The following is a 17,085-nucleotide window of genomic DNA, read 5'->3' on the forward strand; positions in this document are numbered from 1 at the left end:
GCCATGATAGAAAAAATAGGGCTCCAGCCTTTGCAAGCCGTCGTTCCTCAATCTGCTGCTAAAGGCTTGAGTGCATCAGAAGTGACCGACCAGTTTGGGAGCTTCTTATCCGATGCAATTACCAAGCTCAATACTCAACAGCAGCAGGTTGATCAGTTGAATGAACAATTTGCCAAAGGTGAGATTTCTGATGTACATCAGTTGATAATTGCTTCAGAGAAGGCATCCCTTGGATTAGAGCTGACAGTGCAATTACGTAACAAAGTGATTGACGCATATCAGGAAGTCATGAGGATGCAAGTATAAAAGCACTTTGAATCTTAGCTTGAGTCTTTAGATGGGGTGGAAGAGTGAATGAGAATCTAACCCAGTTTTGGAGCAAGATAACCCAATACTGGAATCAATTTAGTAAAACACAGAAAATCACTTTTGTTTCAACAGTTGTTCTGGTTTTACTAACGATTGGAATTATTAGCTATAACTTTTCAAAAACAGAGTACGCCCTAGCTTATACGGATTTACAAGCTACTGATGCTGCTGCAATCAAAACTTACTTGGATGGGGCTAAAATTCCCTATCAGCTTAGTGAGGATGGGAAAAGTATTGGGGTTCCGCGTAGCGAGGTCGCCAACGTGAAATTGGCTGTTGAATCGCAGGGGATCAACAAAAGCGGAAATATCGGATACGGGGTTTTTAATCAAAACAGCACGTTTGGAACAACGGACAAAGAGTTTAATGTTAAATATGTGAATGCAATTCAAGGAGAGCTTCAGCAGCTTATTAACTCCAACAGTGCAGTGAGCAGCTCCAAAGTGTTGATTAGCTTGCCGGAAGAGACGGTGTTTTTACCCAAAGGAGCTGAGAAAGAAAAGGCGACAGCTTCAGTTGTCTTAAATTTGAAGACGGGGTACAGCCTGGATCAGGCCAAAGTAGACACGATGTACAATCTCGTATCTCACAGTATTAAGGGATTGCCGATTGAGAACATCACTATTTCCGATCAAAATGGGGAGTTGCTGGAGTTTTCCAAAGGTAAGGGGAAAATCAACAACACTAGCATGGCAACACAAAATTTTGAAATCAATAATCAATTCAAAAATGATATCCAAAAGAATGTTCAACAAATGCTGGCTACCCTGCTTGGAAAAGATAAGGTGATTGTTCAGGTATTTTCTACCATGAATTTTGATCAAACCAATACGAAGCAGCAGCTTGTGACTGCACCTAATGTGGTAGATCAAAAAGGGTTGGAAATTTCAGTTCAAGAAATACAAAAAAATTATAACAGTGATGGCAGTTCGGCTGCTGCTGGCGTTCCGGGTACAGGGCAAACTGATGTACCAGGTTATCCTGGCAGCAACAATGGGGGTACAGCCAAATCCGAGGAGCTTCAAAAGACAGTCAATTATGAAGTTAACCGGATCACGAATGACATTGTCGCAACTCCTTACATTGTTAAAGATTTAACCATAAATGTAGGAATTGAACCACCTAATCCTGCAGATCCAAATTCATTAACTCAGGAAACCAAGGATGCCGTACAACGCATATTGGTGAACGTGGTCAGAGCGGCACTTGCTGATAACAAGCAAACTTTGACTGACGAAGACTTGACTAAAAAAGTAACCGTATTTGCACATAATTTTGCAAGACCTAATGCAACAGCTGTCAGCTCCAACGAGATGCTGTTATATGGTGGTTTAGGTGGACTCGCGCTTGCTTTGTTAGTTCTGGGCGGGTACTTGCTTGTAAGACGTCGGAGATTGAAGCGTGAAGCTGAAGAAGAATTGGCATTAGAACCGGCTAAGGTGGAATTCCCGACCATTGATATTGATAATGTGACTAATGATAATCAAGTGCGTAAGCAACTCGAAACCCTGGCCAAAAGAAAGCCGGAAGAATTTGTTAATTTGCTTCGTACATGGTTAGTAGACGAATAGGGGTGTGCTTTTTTGGCTAAAGTTCAGCAACAAGGGTTATCAGGTCGTCAAAAAGCAGCTATTCTGTTGATAAGCCTGGGACCGGAGGTTTCTGCTCAAATTTTCAAGCATCTTCGTGATGAAGAAATCGAGCAGCTAACTTTGGAAATTGCCAATGTTAGAAAAGTAGACAATATAGAAAAAGAATCAATATTGTCCGAGTTTCATCAAATATGTCTTGCTCAGGAATTTATTTCCCAGGGTGGTATCTCTTACGCCAAAGAAATACTTGAGAAAGCACTGGGTTCGCAAAAGGCGCTTGATATCATTAATCGTTTAACGGCAACCTTGCAAGTAAGACCTTTTGATTTTGCCAGGAAAGCCGACCCTGCTCAAATTTTGAATTTCATTCAAAATGAGAATTCTCAAACGATTGCCCTGGTACTGGCCTATCTTCAGCCTGAGCAATCTTCCATCATTCTTTCTTCGCTTCCTCAGGACAAGCAGGCTGATGTGGCAAAACGTATTGCATTGATGGATAGTACCTCACCAGAGGTTATTAGTCAGGTTGAACGGGTGCTGGAGCAGAAGTTGTCAGCTACCGTAACTCAAGATTACACCAATGCAGGTGGGATATCAGCTATCGTTCAGATTTTGAACGGAGTTGACAGAGGAACTGAGCGGACGATTCTGGACTCTCTTGAAATCCAGGATCCAGAGTTGGCCGAAGAGATCAAGAAACGAATGTTTGTGTTTGAGGATATTGTTAATGTGGATAATCGTTCTATTCAGCGCATCATACGCGACATTGAAAATGCAGATCTGCAGCTGGCGCTTAAAGTGGCGAGTGAGGAAGTACGAGAGGCTATTTTCAAAAATATGTCCAAACGCATGTCCGAAACATTTCGAGAAGAGATGGAGTTTATGGGGCCGGTTCGATTGCGCGATGTAGAGGAAGCACAGACACGTATTGTGGCTACCATACGTCGTTTAGAAGAATCAGGAGAAATTATCATTGCACGTGGTGGAGGAGATGATATTATTGTCTAATGTCATCAAGATTTCCCAATATGTATCTTTGGAAGAGAAGAAAATTGTGGAAATTGCTGTTCAGCCTAAGCCCTTTGATGAACCTTCGAATGGTGAGGATGAGCTTTCCCAGGAAGAATTAGAAGAGCTGGCAACAGCTTCTCAAATTAAGGAGCAAATTCTTCAGGATGCAGAAGCTTTTGCCGAAGAGCAGGTCAGAGCAGCGATGGATGAAGCAGCAGCTATAAGGCAGCAGGCACAAGCCGAAATCGAGCTGTGGTGGAATGAACAGCGACAGCATGATGCTGATTTGCAAACACAGCTGAAGGAAGAAGGCTATCAAAAGGGCTTCGAAGAAGGAGCCGCACAGGCAGAGCTTGAGCTTCGTAATCAGTATAATGAAATGCTGCAGGAGTCATCCACAATATTGGAGCAATCGTATTTGCTCAAACAGCAAATTATACAAGAGGCAGAGCCGTTTCTGATCGAAATGAGTTGCTCCATAGCAGAGAAGATTGTTTCCAGACAGCTGACAGTCGAATCCGAATGGGTGACTGACTTAATTAAAACCGTTCTGGCCAGAAGAAGAGAAAAAGGTATTATCACCCTTTGCGTATCACCTTCACAATTTCCTTATATTCAGGATGCGCGTGAAGAGCTTATTCTGCACATTGATTCACAAGCGGAATTGCAGATTATCCCTGATCCTTCTGTACATGATCATGGTTGTGTTGTCAGATCAACGTTTGGAAGTATTGATGCGAGAATTGATACCCAGTTAAAAGAAATTAAAAATGCGCTACAACATCTTGCAGTTCAAAGCGAGGGGTCGTAGATGATGCAGGTACCAAATGTTTCTAAATATATTGAACATTTAAGACAGCTGGATCCGATTCGAGTTAACGGTAAAGTTACTCAGGTAATTGGATTGACCGTTGAATCAGAAGGTCCGGATGCAAGCATTGGTGATGTTTGTTATATTTATCCATTTAAATCAAATAAACCCTTAAAGGCTGAGGTTGTTGGTTTCAAGAACAACAGAGTGCTGCTTATGCCATTGGGTGAGCTAACATCCATAGGTCCCGGCTGCGATGTTGTTGGAACCGGAAAGCCGCTTACCGTACAGGTGGGGCATGAATTGCTGGGAAAAGTTTTGGATGGTCTTGGTCAGCCTTTGGATGGTACCTTCCTTCCCTCCAGAATGACACAGTATTCAACTAACAACATACCTGGTAATCCATTGAAACGACCAAGGGTGTTGGATCCTATTAGTGTAGGTGTCCGTTGTATTGACGGCTTGCTAACGATAGGTAAGGGTCAGCGGGTTGGGATTTTTGCAGGTTCGGGTGTCGGAAAAAGTACCTTGATGGGCATGATTGCCAGAAATACTTCTGCTGATGTCAATGTAATCGCGCTTATAGGTGAACGTGGGCGTGAAGTATTGGATTTTATCGAACGTGACTTAGGGACAGAGGGACTTGCTCGTTCCGTAGTGATCGTGGCAACATCCGACCAGCCTGCTCTGATTCGTATTAAAGGAGCTTTAATTGCAACGAGTATTGCCGAATATTTCAGAGATCGTGGTCTGAATGTCATGATGATGATGGATTCAGTGACAAGGTTTGCCATGGCGCAGCGTGAAGTTGGACTTGCAGTTGGTGAGCCGCCAGCTACAAGAGGATATACACCTTCAGTCTTCGCCATGCTGCCCAAATTGTTGGAACGATCTGGCACCGGACCCAAAGGTTCGATTACAGCATTTTATACCGTTCTCGTTGATGGGGACGATATGAATGAGCCCATTGCAGATGCTGTTCGTGGTATTTTAGATGGACATATCGTTCTGGATCGTTCAATTGCCAATCGTGGTCATTATCCAGCTATTGATGTATTATCCAGCGTGAGTCGGGTTATGAAGGAAATTGTAACTTCTGAGCATATGTCAGCAGCAGAAAATTTGAAACGCTTGATGTCCATATATAAGGATTCGGAAGATCTCATAAATATAGGGGCGTACCAAAAAGGTTCCAATCCGGATATTGATCGTTCTTTGGAATATATTCAATCGATTTGGGATTTCACCAAGCAAAAAGTCAATGAGAAGCTAACCTTCAGTCAGGCTCAGGAAAGTTTAATCCAACAATTTTATAAAGGATGAGATTAAATGAGACGCTTTAAATATGCTTTTCAAAAAATCGTTGATTTAAAAGCAAATGAAAAGACACAAGCGGAATGGATGTTGTCTGAAGCGATTGGTAAAGTGCGTGAGGAGGAATCCTCGATGTCCGTGCTTTGTTCCGAAAAGGATGGGCTGCAAGAGAAGCTGCATACGACTTCTGTAGGCAAAACAACCATATCAGAAATTATGCTGCTGCAGCATTTTGTGGATACAGTCAGTAATCAGATTGAGATGAAAAGTAACGATCTGGAGCGAGCCAAACGCATTGTAGTGACCAAGCAGGATGTATTGGCAGGTAAAGTGCTTGAAGAAAAAATTTGGAGTAAAGCCAAAGATAAGGCTCATCAAAGCTTTGCAGCCACTGTGCTGAAAAAAGAACAAGAGCAGCTAGACGAGATGGCAACGAACCGATTCAGGAGATTGTCATAGAACAGCAGAAGACAGGAGGCGATGATGATGGCAAATGTTGATGTGGAAGGAAGCTCCTCGTATGGGGGAATGGAACGGTTTTTAATTTGGTTTCTGATACCGTTTGTATTCACTGCTGTTCTGCTTGGCGTTTTACTTACCATTTTCGATTATGATGTCATGAACAACGTGCTTCGAACGGCGAAGAACATACCGGTAATCAGCAGTATTGTACCTGAACCTAAATCCAAAGCTACGGATGGCAAGCCTGTTGATAAGAAGGCATCAACTGGACAGGCGGCTGCACCAACGGCTGAAGAAAATGTTCAGGCTTTAAGTGCGCAGTTGGAGCAAAAGGATCAGGAATTGAAGAAGAGCGATGCTGCAGTTGTTCAGCGTGATCAAACCATTAAAGAGCTGCAATCCAAAAACAGTTCTCTGGAAGAGCAAACCAAATCCAAAGCTCTTTCTGATGAAGAATATACAGCACAGATTCAACAGCTTGCTACGATGTATGCCAAGATGTCTCCATCCAAATCAGCGCCCATCATGGAGAATCTGACGATCCCTGAAATGGTGCTTGTCCTGAGTTCAATGAAAACAGATGATAAGGTTAAGATTTTGGAGAAAATGGATCCAAAGAAGGCTGCTGAGGCTTCTATATTGTTAAAGGACCAATCAACGGCCAAGGACAAACAAATTGCCGCTTTGCAGGAACGTCTTAAGCAGGTCGTTGTTCCCGACACTAAAACTTCACAAAAGCTGACTAAAGATGATTTGGGAGCAACGTTTTCCAATATGACTCCCAAAAGTGCAGCTATTGTCTTGATGGAAATGCAAAATGCAAATCCAGATAAGGTGATTTCTATTCTAAGTTCAATGGAAAGTGCAGGGAGGTCGAAAATTATTACAGCAATATCCGAACAATCTAAAGAAGTGGCTGCACTCATATCTGCTCGTCTGATTCAATAGATCATATGAAGGGAGGTGAAAAAAATGGAAATCCAAGCACAAACCCAAATTCCGCTTACTTCATCAGGTAGTTCATCTACTACTGCTTCTACAACCAGTGGCAGTTTAGGTGCGGGCACTTCCAATTCTTTAAATGGACAAGCCACGGGAGGCTTCTCGTCAACATTAAATGGGTTGCTCACAGGTTCAGCGTCGGCTGGTAATGCATTATCCAATCAGGCTGCATCAACAGGTCTAAATGTATTGGTCCAATTATTAGGAGCTGTAAACAACGAATCTGTTCTAAGCAATGAAGAGATTAAAGGCTCCGCACAGCAGTTGGACGCTTTAATTAAATTATTGGGCTCTGATTCGGAAGATGTAACAGATCTTTTAGATAATCCGGATGTTCAATCATGGTTAGCAGGACTTCAAGCGATCATGCTGTTGCAGCCTTTAGCAGTTGCAGACCAGACTCAATTGCAGCCAACAGTGTCCGAAGATGATAGTTCCGTAGTGTCCGAGCTCATCGAGGTCAGTAACAACCCAACAGCTGATAATGAGCTTAATCCTTTGTTGTTTGTTCCTATCGAAGCGAGTAATGCTACAAATGAAGCCTCAGATACGAAAGCTGGCATTACCCACAAAGTAATTGCCAAGGAAGAAGCTGTTAAGCTGTTGGAGAGCTTTAATCAATTACTACAAGTAAATGGTGACAAAGCAGCTTCTCCACAGGTTGAGAAGGTTGTACAGGCTGCTTTGAATGATCTGCAAAAGCTGATGGCTACCGTAGTTCAGCAACCGACTGCCGCCCAAGTCAATACTACTATCATGACAGAGCAAGCAGTGAGCATTGACAGTAAAGCTCCTATCGTTACCGAAAAGCCCACTGCTCGTGTTGTTGGAAACTTGGCAGCTGGTGTTAGAACTAGCTCGCATAAAGGCAGCAAAGTTGAAGAAACTGTTCCGGTTTTACTGCCAACAGCTAATTCCAAGCTTGAGTTTTTAGCGGCCAAATCGATACAACCTAAATTAATTGTGGATAGCAATGGATCAGAAAGTCCGCTGTTTGAACCTTTGGTGGATTTGCCAAATGATTCTTCAAATGAAACGCCAGCCATACCGATGCACGAATTTTTGAAACATGTACAAAATACGCAAGCTGTAACCAAGCCCCCTGTGATTTTGATGCAGGCGCCTAATTTTGTAGAAGAAATGACGCAACTAGTCGTCAAGTCCTTTACATTGGAAACGAAACAGGATGGTTTTACAGAAGCTAAGCTTTCTTTGTACCCTCAGAATTTAGGTCAGGTTGATGTGAGATTGACTATGCACAATGGGCAGCTTATTGCACAGTTTATGGCAGATAGCTCCTTAGGCAAAGAAATGCTCGAAAGTCAGCTATCCCAGCTTAGAACAACGCTGCAAAGTCAAGGCATTCAAGTCGAAAAGCTGGAAGTATCCCAGAATCAGGCCTTTCAATCCGGTATGTTTCAGGAACAGCAGCGACATCAGCAATCTCAACAATCCAGTAAACAGCAAAAGGGAAATAGCGTCGATTCAATTACCTCTGTAGATGATGAAGCTTTACAGACTCAATTGAATACAAGTCCTACAGCCAATGGGTCAGGCAGTACTTCTATCGATATTACCGCCTAGGAGATGCAACCATAATTGGGAGGTGATAATATGTCAGATTCACCAGTAAGCACGAAAAATATTTATCCGTATTACGCTAAAAGTAACGTGGACAAAGCGGGAAAAGATACGGAAAAAAAAGGGCAATTGGGTAAGGATGAATTTTTAAAAATTCTGATGACTCAATTGAAAAACCAAGATCCTACGGACCCTTTAAAAGACAAAGAATTTATTGCGCAAATGGCCCAATTCACTTCTGTTGAGCAGTTGAGCAATATGAGCTCGGAATTAAAGCTTATGAGGCAATCATTGGGTTTAGCTTCGTCTTTGATCGGCAAAGAAGTTCAATGGTCGATTCCAAGCACCAAGACCAATGAAGAGCCAAAAATAGGAACTGGTGTTGTAGAATCCATCATTATGAAAGAAGGTTCTCAATTTGCTCTAATAAAAGATGAGCAAATCAATCTGGATTCAATCTTGAGAATTTCGAATCCGGTACCGGAGGCGGTCAAGGAATGAACCAACCCATATCTGTCGGTCAGTTGTATCCTGGCAGTATTCGTGCATCTCAGCTCAAGCGTAACGACCTTGCTGTTCAGAGCAAGGAAAGCTCTTTCCAGGATGTTTTGCAAACTAAGCTCGTCAAATTTAGTCATCATGCCGAAGAGAGATTACGTCAAAGAGGCATTGAGTTTCAACCGGAGCACATTGCGAAAATTGATGCGGCCATTGACAAGGCAGCTTTAAAAGGTGCAAAGGATTCATTGATGTTAATTAATGATACTGCATTGATTGTAAACATAAAGAATCGTACCGTAGTGACTGCTATGGATGAAGCATCTATGAAAGACAACTTGTTTACGAAGATTGATAGTGCGGTCATCATATCGTAATATCGGGCTGGACCGTAATGGAAGCCCATGGTTGTGGATTGACCGAAGCAACCAACATAATAAGGCAATTACCCATAGGGAGGCAATTATTAATGCTAAGATCACTATATTCAGGCGTTTCCGGTATGAGAGGTTTTCAAACAAAGCTGGATGTTATCGGAAATAATATCGCGAATGTAAATACGGTCGGCTTTAAAGGCGGGCGCGTAATGTTCAAAGATATTCTGAGTCAGACTGTGGCGGGTGTGACACCTTCTATAGATGGAACAAAGGGTGGTGTCAATGCTAAACAAATCGGATTAGGTGTTTCTATCAGTGCGGTTGATACGATTCACACACCTGGTAGTGCGATGACAACTAATGTGGTAACTGACCTTCGTATTGATGGAGATGGATTCTTTGCTATTAAAGCCACACCGGATCAAGAACAGCCATACTTGACCCGTGCAGGTAATTTCACTATAGATGCTAATAACCAACTGGTAACTTCAGATGGCATGTATGTAACAGATAGCGGTGGCGCAATCATAGATTTGGACAATATCGGCAATGTAACGGCTTTTTCAATATCCAACTCGGGTGAGCTTATTACGGTTGATGATACAGGCGCTACTGCCAATTCAGGTATCTTCATTGGTGTGGTTAAGGTTCCAAATCCATCCGGTCTTGAAAAGATAGGCGGCAATTTGTATCGCCAATCACCTAACTCCAATGATTCTGGAACACCGATTTCTGATTTCCTTGGACTTGCTAATGATGCTGCCAGAGGGACCGGGGCGATTGTTTCCGGCCAATTGGAAATGTCCAATGTTGATTTGACAGCAGAGTTTACTGAAATGATCGTTGCTCAGCGTGGTTTTCAATCTAATGCCCGTATCATTACGACATCCGATGAAATTTTGCAGGAAGTTGTTAACTTGAAACATTAACACAGCTTAAGGTAAGGGGGAGCTAATCTCCCCCTAAATTTTTAAATCGGAGGCTGACAATGATCAGACTTACCCGCTTAAATAGAAAACAATTTATAGTGAATGCATTATTGATTGAAGGTATAGAAGAAACACCCGACACTATCATTACTTTAATAACTGGTAAAAAAATTACTGTTTTGGAGCCAATGACGGATGTGGTCCAGCTTGTGACCCAATACATGCAAACGATAGGGTCTATTGCTGGAACAATAAAGAGTATCGATTCGGAGGGGTCTTAGTTGTTTAAAAGCAAAATGTTTTTAATGGTAGTTGCTATACTCATTGCTATAACCTTGATTTTAACAGCAGCATTTGTTTTATGGAATTATATGGACAAAAACAATCAGGATCCACAGGAGTTAGCGCAAAGCTCAGCCAAAGAAGTTAAACAGGCTAAAAAATCGACACCGGAAGAAACGAAAGCCAATACCGTTATCCTAAAAGATATTTTGACAAATCTTGCAACTAATAATAGATTTATTAAAGCAAGTTTTGCTATTGAAATGGAAAATGCGAAGGCGAAGGACGAATTTGAAAAGCTTGATTTTAAAATGAAAGCTATTATTGTACAAACACTCTCCGATATGACACCAGAGCAGGTACAAGGCAGCAAAGGCTTGGATAATTTGACTTCGACCCTTATGAATAAAATGAACCCATTACTAACCCTCGGGAAGATCAAACAAATTTGGATCACGGATAATGTGCTTCAATAATGATTTTCTTACATTGAGCCGTACGAAGGAGGTGACGTTAAATGGTAGATGTACTTTCGCAGAATGAGATCGATGCCCTGCTGGCAGCTCTTTCATCCGGTGAGATGGATGCTGAAGAACTCAAGAAGGAAGAAACGCAGAAAAAAGTGCGAGCATATGACTTTAAAAGGGCTGTTCGTTTTTCCAAGGATCATATACGAAGCTTAACAAGAATCCATGAAAACTTCGCCCGCTACCTAACTACTTACTTTTCAGCACAATTAAGAACTTTTGTGCAAATAAATGTGGTACAAGTCGAGCAATTGCCGTATGATGAGTTTATTCGTTCTATTCCCAAAATGACAATTCTCAATATTTTTGAAGCGGAGCCTTTGGAGGGCCGTATGGTTCTTGAAGTACATCCTAACGTAGCGTTTGCAATGCTGGACCGACTACTTGGGGGTGCAGGGACATCGCCATCAAAAATAAATGCTTTAACTGAAATTGAAACTATTGTGATGGAACGTATTTTCAGCAGATGTTTTGAAAGTCTTCAAGAAGCCTGGAGAAGTGTTGTTGATTTGACCCCTCGTCTCGAGGCGTTGGAAACAAATCCACAATTTATGCAAATCGTATCTCCGAATGAAACAATTGCATTAATCTCTCTAAGCACCAAAATTGGTGACACCACGGGAATGATCAACCTTTGTATTCCTCATGTCGTCATCGAGCCCATTATGCCGCGTTTATCCGTGCATCATTGGTTTGTTTCTCAGAAAAAAACGATAGCACCTGAAGAAGTTATGGCTTTACAATCTCGCTTACATAAAGCTAAGCTTCCCATTATTGCTGAGTTAGGTGAAACTCAAATATCGGTCAGGGAATTTTTGAACTTAAGTGCTGGCGATGTAATAACGCTGAACAAACCGGTTGATGAGCTGCTAAATATCAGAATCGGAGAAAAACTGAAGTTTTTGGGCAGTCCCGGCAGCATCAAGGGAAAACTGGCTATGCAAATAAGCGAGATTGTTAGTGAAGGAGCAGAAGACAATGACGAATAATAGGGATTATTTGTCTCAAGAAGAAATTGACGCTTTGTTGAGACAATCTTCAGGTGACAGCTCGGAGAGCTCAAGTGTTGATGTCCATGTTGATAATTATTTAACCTCTTTGGAACAAGATGCACTTGGCGAAATTGGAAACATTACCTTTGGAAGCGCGGCAACAGCTTTATCCACTTTATTAGGAAAGAAAGTAGACATTACCACACCGAAAGTCTCAGCTGTTGCAAAGAATGAATTAGTTAAAGAATTCCCCCTGCCGCATGTTGCGGTCCATGTCAATTATGTGGATGGATTCCATGGTATTAATCTGTTAGTGATCAAAACTCGCGATGCACAAGTAATTGCTGATTTAATGATGGGTGGGGACGGAACGGCCTACGCGGAAGAATTGTCTGAAATTCATATTAGTGCAGTTCAAGAGGCTATGAACCAGATGATGGGTTCTTCAGCAACATCCATGTCGACGATTTTTAATCGATTCGTCAATATATCTCCGCCAGGAATCGATATATTGAATTTATCGGATGGTGAAGGTGGGGCTTCGCTTCCGCCAGAAGAAGTATTCATTAAAATCTCTTTTCGAATCATCATAGGGGATTTAATTGATTCAACACTTATGCAGCTTTTACCGGTGTCATTTGCTAAGGACATGGTTTCCATTCTTATGGGAGGCGGGGAGGACCCGCAAGAGGCGCCAGCGCCGGCACCAACACCTGCTCCTGCGGCTCAGCAGCCACAACAGCCACAACAGCCTATAGCTCCGCCAATGGGACAACCAGATCCTTACGCTCAGCCGATGTATCAGCAACCGCCTATGCAGCAGCAGCCCATGTACGAGCAGCCGATGTATCCGCCACAACAGCCGATGTATCAGCAGCCCATGTATCCACCGCAGCAACCGATGTATCAGCAACCGCCAGCGGCATATGGAAATGGACTTGGGCGCGATGTCAATGTTCAGCCAGCCCAATTTTCAAACTTTGCACCACACCAATTAACACCTCCAGAGGATACGAATCTGAATTTGTTGTTGGATATTCCTTTGAAGGTAACAGTTGAGTTAGGTAGAACTCAAAAAGTAATTAAAGACATCCTTGAATTGTCTCAAGGTTCAATTATTGAATTAGACAAGCTTGCAGGTGAGCCTGTTGATATTCTTGTTAACAATAAGTTGATTGCGAAGGGTGAGGTTGTCGTTATTGACGAGAACTTTGGTGTACGCGTTACAGACATTGTTAATCAATGGGATCGCATTCAAAAACTACAGTATTAATTAAACTTGGGAGGATTGTTTACACATGGCAAATAGAATATTAATTGTAGATGATGCAGCTTTTATGAGAATGATGATTCGGGATATTTTGACCAAAAATGGTTATGAAGTCTGTGGAGAAGCTAATGATGGAGCACAAGCCATTGAAAAATTCAAAGAAGTACGTCCCGATCTGATCACAATGGATATTACAATGCCAGAAATGGATGGTATTGCTGCACTAAAGGAAATTAAAAAAATCGACGCTTCCGCCAAAGTTATTATGTGCTCTGCGATGGGTCAGCAAGCGATGGTTATAGATGCTATTCAAGCGGGTGCTAAAGACTTTATCGTTAAGCCGTTTCAAGCTGACCGTGTTATTGAGGCGATTAAGAAAACTTTGGGATAATAAGATTCAAGGGGAGTCTGGCATAGACCGAAAGGAATGTGAAACTTGAAAAGACTCTTTACCAAATTGTCTTCTCTTATTGCAGTTGGAAGTATACAAATCGCCGGTTTCTCAAAGATTTGCTTCGGGGAAACCGGTACCTCCCCTGATCAAACAACGAAGGGGATATCGGATTTAAATTATTCGGGTGTTAGTACTTCGGAAACTATATGGATGATTATAAAAGTTATATTCTTTCTTATTCTTATTATCGGATTATTTTTTATTATTATTAAGTTTCTTTCCCAGAAAAATAAATTTTTATTTGGTCGTTCCATGCGTTCATTAGGAGGCGTGCCACTGGGTCCCAACAAATCGATTCAGGTCGTTGAAATCGGTCGTTCTCTCTACATAGTAGGAGTTGGGGAAAATGTGCAGCTGCTGGAAAAAATTGAAGATGAGGATGAAGTTTCCTATATATCGGATATGTTAAATTCTTCGAATGCCAAAACCGCGGCAAGCTTTGAAACGTTCACAGGCTGGGTATCCAAGCTGAGAAAAAAGCAAAGTGTCATTGAGGAGTCAGACGAAGAGGTAACAGCTTCTTTTCAGCAAATTTTCCATAATAAAATGCACCATTTATCAGACCGAAAGAAAATGGTGGAGGATCTACTGATGGATGACAAAAATAAAGATCGGTTGAATGATAAACAATGAAATGGAAGGCTATGATCTACACGGTAGTATCCTTGCTGGCAATGATTGTGTTGTCAACATCCCATGCCTATGCGGCTGATCCTATCCCTGGCATTAATATTGATTTTGGATCTTCGAGCTCTGCAGCTGGAGCATCCAATACAGTTAATATTATTATTTTAATCACGATCCTGAGCATTGCTCCCGCCATCCTGGTGTTAATGACCAGCTTCACGAGAATTATTATTGTTCTGGGCTTTGTAAGGACAGCGCTCGGTACACAACAAATGCCCCCTAACCAGGTTCTGGTTGGATTAGCGCTATTCATGACCTTTTTTATAATGGCACCGACGCTTGGTGATTTGAATGAACAAGCGCTGCAGCCTTATCTTAAAGGTAGCGTGAACCAAACAGTTGCTTTGGACAAGGCAGCGGTCACTATGAAAAAGTTCATGTTTCAACATACAAGACAAAAGGATCTGAAGTTGTTTCTTGATTATTCCAAGGCTCAGCCACCGAGTGGAGTCGAGGATACGCCATTAACGGCTTTGGTACCTGCATATGCCATCAGTGAATTAAAAACGGCTTTTCAGATGGGTTTTATGATATTCATTCCTTTTTTGGTTATCGACATGGTCGTAGCCAGTACCTTAATGGCAATGGGGATGATGATGCTGCCGCCCGTCATGATATCACTCCCATTTAAAATACTGCTGTTTATTTTAGTGGATGGTTGGTATCTGGTAGTGAGATCACTGTTACTTAGCTTCAACACATAATGAGAATTGATGACCATGCAGGAGGAGAATAAACCTTGGGCTCGGAGTTTGTTATTCGCTTGGCCGGTGAGGCTGTATACACGGTCTTGAAGGCCAGTGCCCCCATGCTGGTTCTTGCATTGGTAGTGGGGTTGGCCATTAGTATCTTTCAGGCAACAACACAAATCCAAGAGCAGACGTTGGCTTTTGTTCCTAAAATAGTTGCCGTATTATTAGCTTTTTTAATATTTGGACCATGGATTTTGACTACATTGATAGATTTCACTTATAACATTTTGAACAACCTTTATAAATTTGTGGGCTAGGTAGTGAAGGTATGGAATGGATACAGCAATATTTCCCTAGCTTTTTGCTCTTTTTTTGTCGGATTTCATCGTTTTTTGTTGTCGTTCCTGTATTTTCAGCCAAAAATGTGCCGGCACACTTTAAAATCGGGCTTGCTTTTTTTGTTACCTTGATGGCTTTCAGCGTTGTAGGCTCTTCAACCTTGGCTACATTTGATTCACTGTATTTCCTATCTATTGTTAGAGAAATACTGGTAGGCATATTTCTTGGCTTCATTGCTTATTTGTTTTTTACTGTCGTGCAGATTGCAGGTTCGTTTGTAGATATTCAAATTGGCTTCGGTATAGCGAATGTATTTGACCCTTTGACGGGCGCTTCCAGTCCAATTCTTGGCAACTTGAAGTATATGATCGCGATGCTGCTCTTTTTATCCTTAAATGGACATCACCTATTGTTAAAAGCCATTATGGAGAGCTATGAATGGATACCATTATCCAATGAGCTGTTCGCCAAAATATATAATGGACAAATTAGCGAGTTTGTTCTTAAATCGTTTTCGACTGTATTTGCTCTTAGCTTTCAAATGGCGGCACCCCTTATTGCTGCGTTGTTCTTGACCGATGTCGGTCTTGGATTGCTGGCTAGAGTAGCTCCACAATTCAATATTCTCGTTATTGGAGCACCGCTCAAAATGTTAATCGGGTTCTTGCTTTTAATATTGTTATTTCCCGCTTATGAATCCATTTTTAAAGGATCCTTTGTATCCATGTTTGACTATATGCAAAAGTTTATCGGCATGTTTACTGGTTAATCGGGAGGAATTGAAGTGGTTTCATTAAGAATGCAGCTAGATTTGCAGATGTTTTCTCAAGAAAAAACAGAACAGGCTACCCCTAAAAAAAGGCAGGACTCAAGAAAAAAGGGTCAAGTAGCCAAAAGTATGGAATTACCTGCTGCATTCATTTTGTTTTTTTGTTTCCTGTCCTTCTACATATTTGGCGGTTACATGAAAAACCAGCTTACGCTAGTGTTCCGGTCTATCTTTTACGACTATTTGCTGATGGACATTACTATGGCCAATGTGAATCTGCTTTTTCAACAGTTGTTTATACAAAGTATCATGATTATTGTTCCTGTCCTCATGGTAGCGATGGTGACAGCTATATTCAGCAATTATCTACAAATTGGGGTCATGTTTACAGGGGATCCGCTTAAGATGAAATTTAGTAAACTGAATCCAGTTGAGGGAGCCAAGAAAATATTTTCGGCACGCACCTTGGTGGATTTTGTGAAATCCGTATTGAAAATGTCGATTATTGGCTATGTCGTATATGATACTCTTTGGGCAGAAAAAAGTTCCTTAATGGATTTAGCTCGATTACCCTTGGAAAATATTTTTGTTTTTATGGCTTCCATTACTTTGAAATTAGGATTGAAAATTGGTTTGATATTAATTGTTTTGGCACTATTTGATTATATGTATCAGAAATACGAGTTTGAAAAAAGTATAAAGATGTCCAAGCAGGATATTAAAGACGAGTACAAAAAATCGGAAGGCGATCCCTTGATAAAAGGGAAAATTCGTGAAAAGCAGCGGAGAATGGCTATGCAGCGTATGATGCAGGAGGTTCCTAAAGCGGATGTCGTAATTACAAATCCTACCCATTTTGCCGTAGCGTTAAAGTATGATTCCAACAATATGCAGGCTCCGACGGTAATTGCAAAAGGAACCGAATATATTGCATTAAAAATCAAACAAATCGCTAAGGAAAACCGTATTGTGACTATAGAAAATAAACCTTTGGCTCGGACCTTGTATGCACAAGTAGAAATTGGCGAAGCCATTCCAGCAGACATGTTCCAGGCTGTGGCAGAGGTTCTAGCATATGTATATAAAATGAAAGGTAAAGCCAACTAATTAAGAGAGGAGGACATGTG

Annotated in this window: 21 protein-coding genes; all 21 read left to right on the forward strand. The window is 41.6% G+C overall.

Going from position 1 to position 17,085, the window contains the following annotated elements; translation table 11 throughout:
• The first annotated feature begins 3 nt into the window (after positions 1-3).
• Entirely contained in the window at positions 4-306 is a 303-nt protein-coding gene (gene fliE, locus LRL21_RS19920) for a flagellar hook-basal body complex protein FliE (RefSeq protein ID WP_240417543.1), read from the forward strand.
• A gap of 44 nt (positions 307-350) precedes the next feature.
• Positions 351-1,940, forward strand: a complete 1,590-nt coding sequence (fliF, locus tag LRL21_RS19925; RefSeq protein WP_240417544.1) for a flagellar basal-body MS-ring/collar protein FliF — start codon at positions 351-353, stop codon at positions 1,938-1,940.
• Between the two features lie 12 nt (positions 1,941-1,952).
• Positions 1,953-2,969 (forward strand): flagellar motor switch protein FliG, encoded by a 1,017-nt coding sequence (gene fliG / locus LRL21_RS19930; RefSeq protein WP_076232739.1) that lies wholly within the window; start codon positions 1,953-1,955, stop codon positions 2,967-2,969.
• Positions 2,953-3,783: a FliH/SctL family protein gene (locus LRL21_RS19935; RefSeq protein ID WP_420832467.1), complete on the forward strand. Its 831-nt coding sequence runs from the start codon at positions 2,953-2,955 to the stop codon at positions 3,781-3,783. Before fliG ends, LRL21_RS19935 begins: the two co-directional genes overlap by 17 nt.
• A gap of 3 nt (positions 3,784-3,786) precedes the next feature.
• Complete coding sequence (fliI, locus tag LRL21_RS19940) at positions 3,787-5,106, forward strand: flagellar protein export ATPase FliI (protein ID WP_240417631.1); 1,320 nt, start codon at positions 3,787-3,789, stop codon at positions 5,104-5,106.
• A gap of 6 nt (positions 5,107-5,112) precedes the next feature.
• A complete protein-coding gene (fliJ, locus tag LRL21_RS19945; protein ID WP_240417546.1) occupies positions 5,113-5,556 on the forward strand; it encodes a flagellar export protein FliJ in 444 nt (147 codons plus the stop codon).
• A gap of 27 nt (positions 5,557-5,583) precedes the next feature.
• Positions 5,584-6,507 carry a MotE family protein gene (locus tag LRL21_RS19950; RefSeq protein ID WP_240417547.1) on the forward strand — a complete coding sequence of 308 codons (924 nt, stop codon included), beginning with the start codon at positions 5,584-5,586 and terminating at the stop codon, positions 6,505-6,507.
• Between the two features lie 24 nt (positions 6,508-6,531).
• Positions 6,532-8,145, forward strand: coding sequence for a flagellar hook-length control protein FliK (locus LRL21_RS19955; protein WP_240417548.1), 1,614 nt, complete (start codon positions 6,532-6,534; stop codon positions 8,143-8,145).
• 30 nt (positions 8,146-8,175) lie between these two features.
• Entirely contained in the window at positions 8,176-8,643 is a 468-nt protein-coding gene (locus tag LRL21_RS19960; RefSeq protein ID WP_240417549.1) for a flagellar hook capping FlgD N-terminal domain-containing protein, read from the forward strand.
• Positions 8,640-9,017, forward strand: a complete 378-nt coding sequence (locus LRL21_RS19965) for a TIGR02530 family flagellar biosynthesis protein (protein WP_240417550.1) — start codon at positions 8,640-8,642, stop codon at positions 9,015-9,017. Before LRL21_RS19960 ends, LRL21_RS19965 begins: the two co-directional genes overlap by 4 nt.
• A 92-nt stretch (positions 9,018-9,109) precedes the next feature.
• Positions 9,110-9,946, forward strand: coding sequence for a flagellar hook-basal body complex protein (locus LRL21_RS19970; protein WP_240417551.1), 837 nt, complete (start codon positions 9,110-9,112; stop codon positions 9,944-9,946).
• Positions 9,947-10,005: 59 nt separating this feature from the next.
• On the forward strand, positions 10,006-10,227 hold the full coding sequence (locus LRL21_RS19975) for a flagellar FlbD family protein (RefSeq protein ID WP_240417552.1): 222 nt from the start codon (positions 10,006-10,008) through the stop codon (positions 10,225-10,227).
• A complete protein-coding gene (locus LRL21_RS19980; RefSeq protein ID WP_240417553.1) occupies positions 10,228-10,704 on the forward strand; it encodes a flagellar basal body-associated FliL family protein in 477 nt (158 codons plus the stop codon).
• Between the two features lie 41 nt (positions 10,705-10,745).
• Positions 10,746-11,744, forward strand: coding sequence for a flagellar motor switch protein FliM (fliM, locus tag LRL21_RS19985; protein WP_240417554.1), 999 nt, complete (start codon positions 10,746-10,748; stop codon positions 11,742-11,744).
• The gene (fliY, locus tag LRL21_RS19990) at positions 11,734-13,020 is read left to right on the forward strand and encodes a flagellar motor switch phosphatase FliY (protein WP_240417632.1); all 1,287 of its coding nucleotides are present in this window, start codon (positions 11,734-11,736) and stop codon (positions 13,018-13,020) included. Before fliM ends, fliY begins: the two co-directional genes overlap by 11 nt.
• Positions 13,021-13,045: 25 nt before the next feature.
• Complete coding sequence (locus LRL21_RS19995; protein WP_076232770.1) at positions 13,046-13,408, forward strand: response regulator; 363 nt, start codon at positions 13,046-13,048, stop codon at positions 13,406-13,408.
• Between the two features lie 213 nt (positions 13,409-13,621).
• Positions 13,622-14,104, forward strand: coding sequence for a flagellar biosynthetic protein FliO (locus LRL21_RS20000; RefSeq protein WP_240417555.1), 483 nt, complete (start codon positions 13,622-13,624; stop codon positions 14,102-14,104).
• 11 nt (positions 14,105-14,115) lie between these two features.
• Positions 14,116-14,862, forward strand: a complete 747-nt coding sequence (gene fliP / locus LRL21_RS20005) for a flagellar type III secretion system pore protein FliP (protein ID WP_420832468.1) — start codon at positions 14,116-14,118, stop codon at positions 14,860-14,862.
• Between the two features lie 35 nt (positions 14,863-14,897).
• Positions 14,898-15,167, forward strand: a complete 270-nt coding sequence (gene fliQ, locus LRL21_RS20010; protein ID WP_076232777.1) for a flagellar biosynthesis protein FliQ — start codon at positions 14,898-14,900, stop codon at positions 15,165-15,167.
• Between the two features lie 11 nt (positions 15,168-15,178).
• Positions 15,179-15,958, forward strand: coding sequence for a flagellar biosynthetic protein FliR (fliR, locus tag LRL21_RS20015; protein ID WP_240417557.1), 780 nt, complete (start codon positions 15,179-15,181; stop codon positions 15,956-15,958).
• 30 nt (positions 15,959-15,988) lie between these two features.
• Positions 15,989-17,065 (forward strand): flagellar biosynthesis protein FlhB, encoded by a 1,077-nt coding sequence (flhB, locus tag LRL21_RS20020; RefSeq protein ID WP_240417633.1) that lies wholly within the window; start codon positions 15,989-15,991, stop codon positions 17,063-17,065.
• Positions 17,066-17,085 lie beyond the last annotated feature (20 nt).

This window comes from Paenibacillus periandrae (genome assembly GCF_022458865.1).
GTDB lineage: Bacteria > Bacillota > Bacilli > Paenibacillales > NBRC-103111 > Paenibacillus_S > Paenibacillus_S periandrae.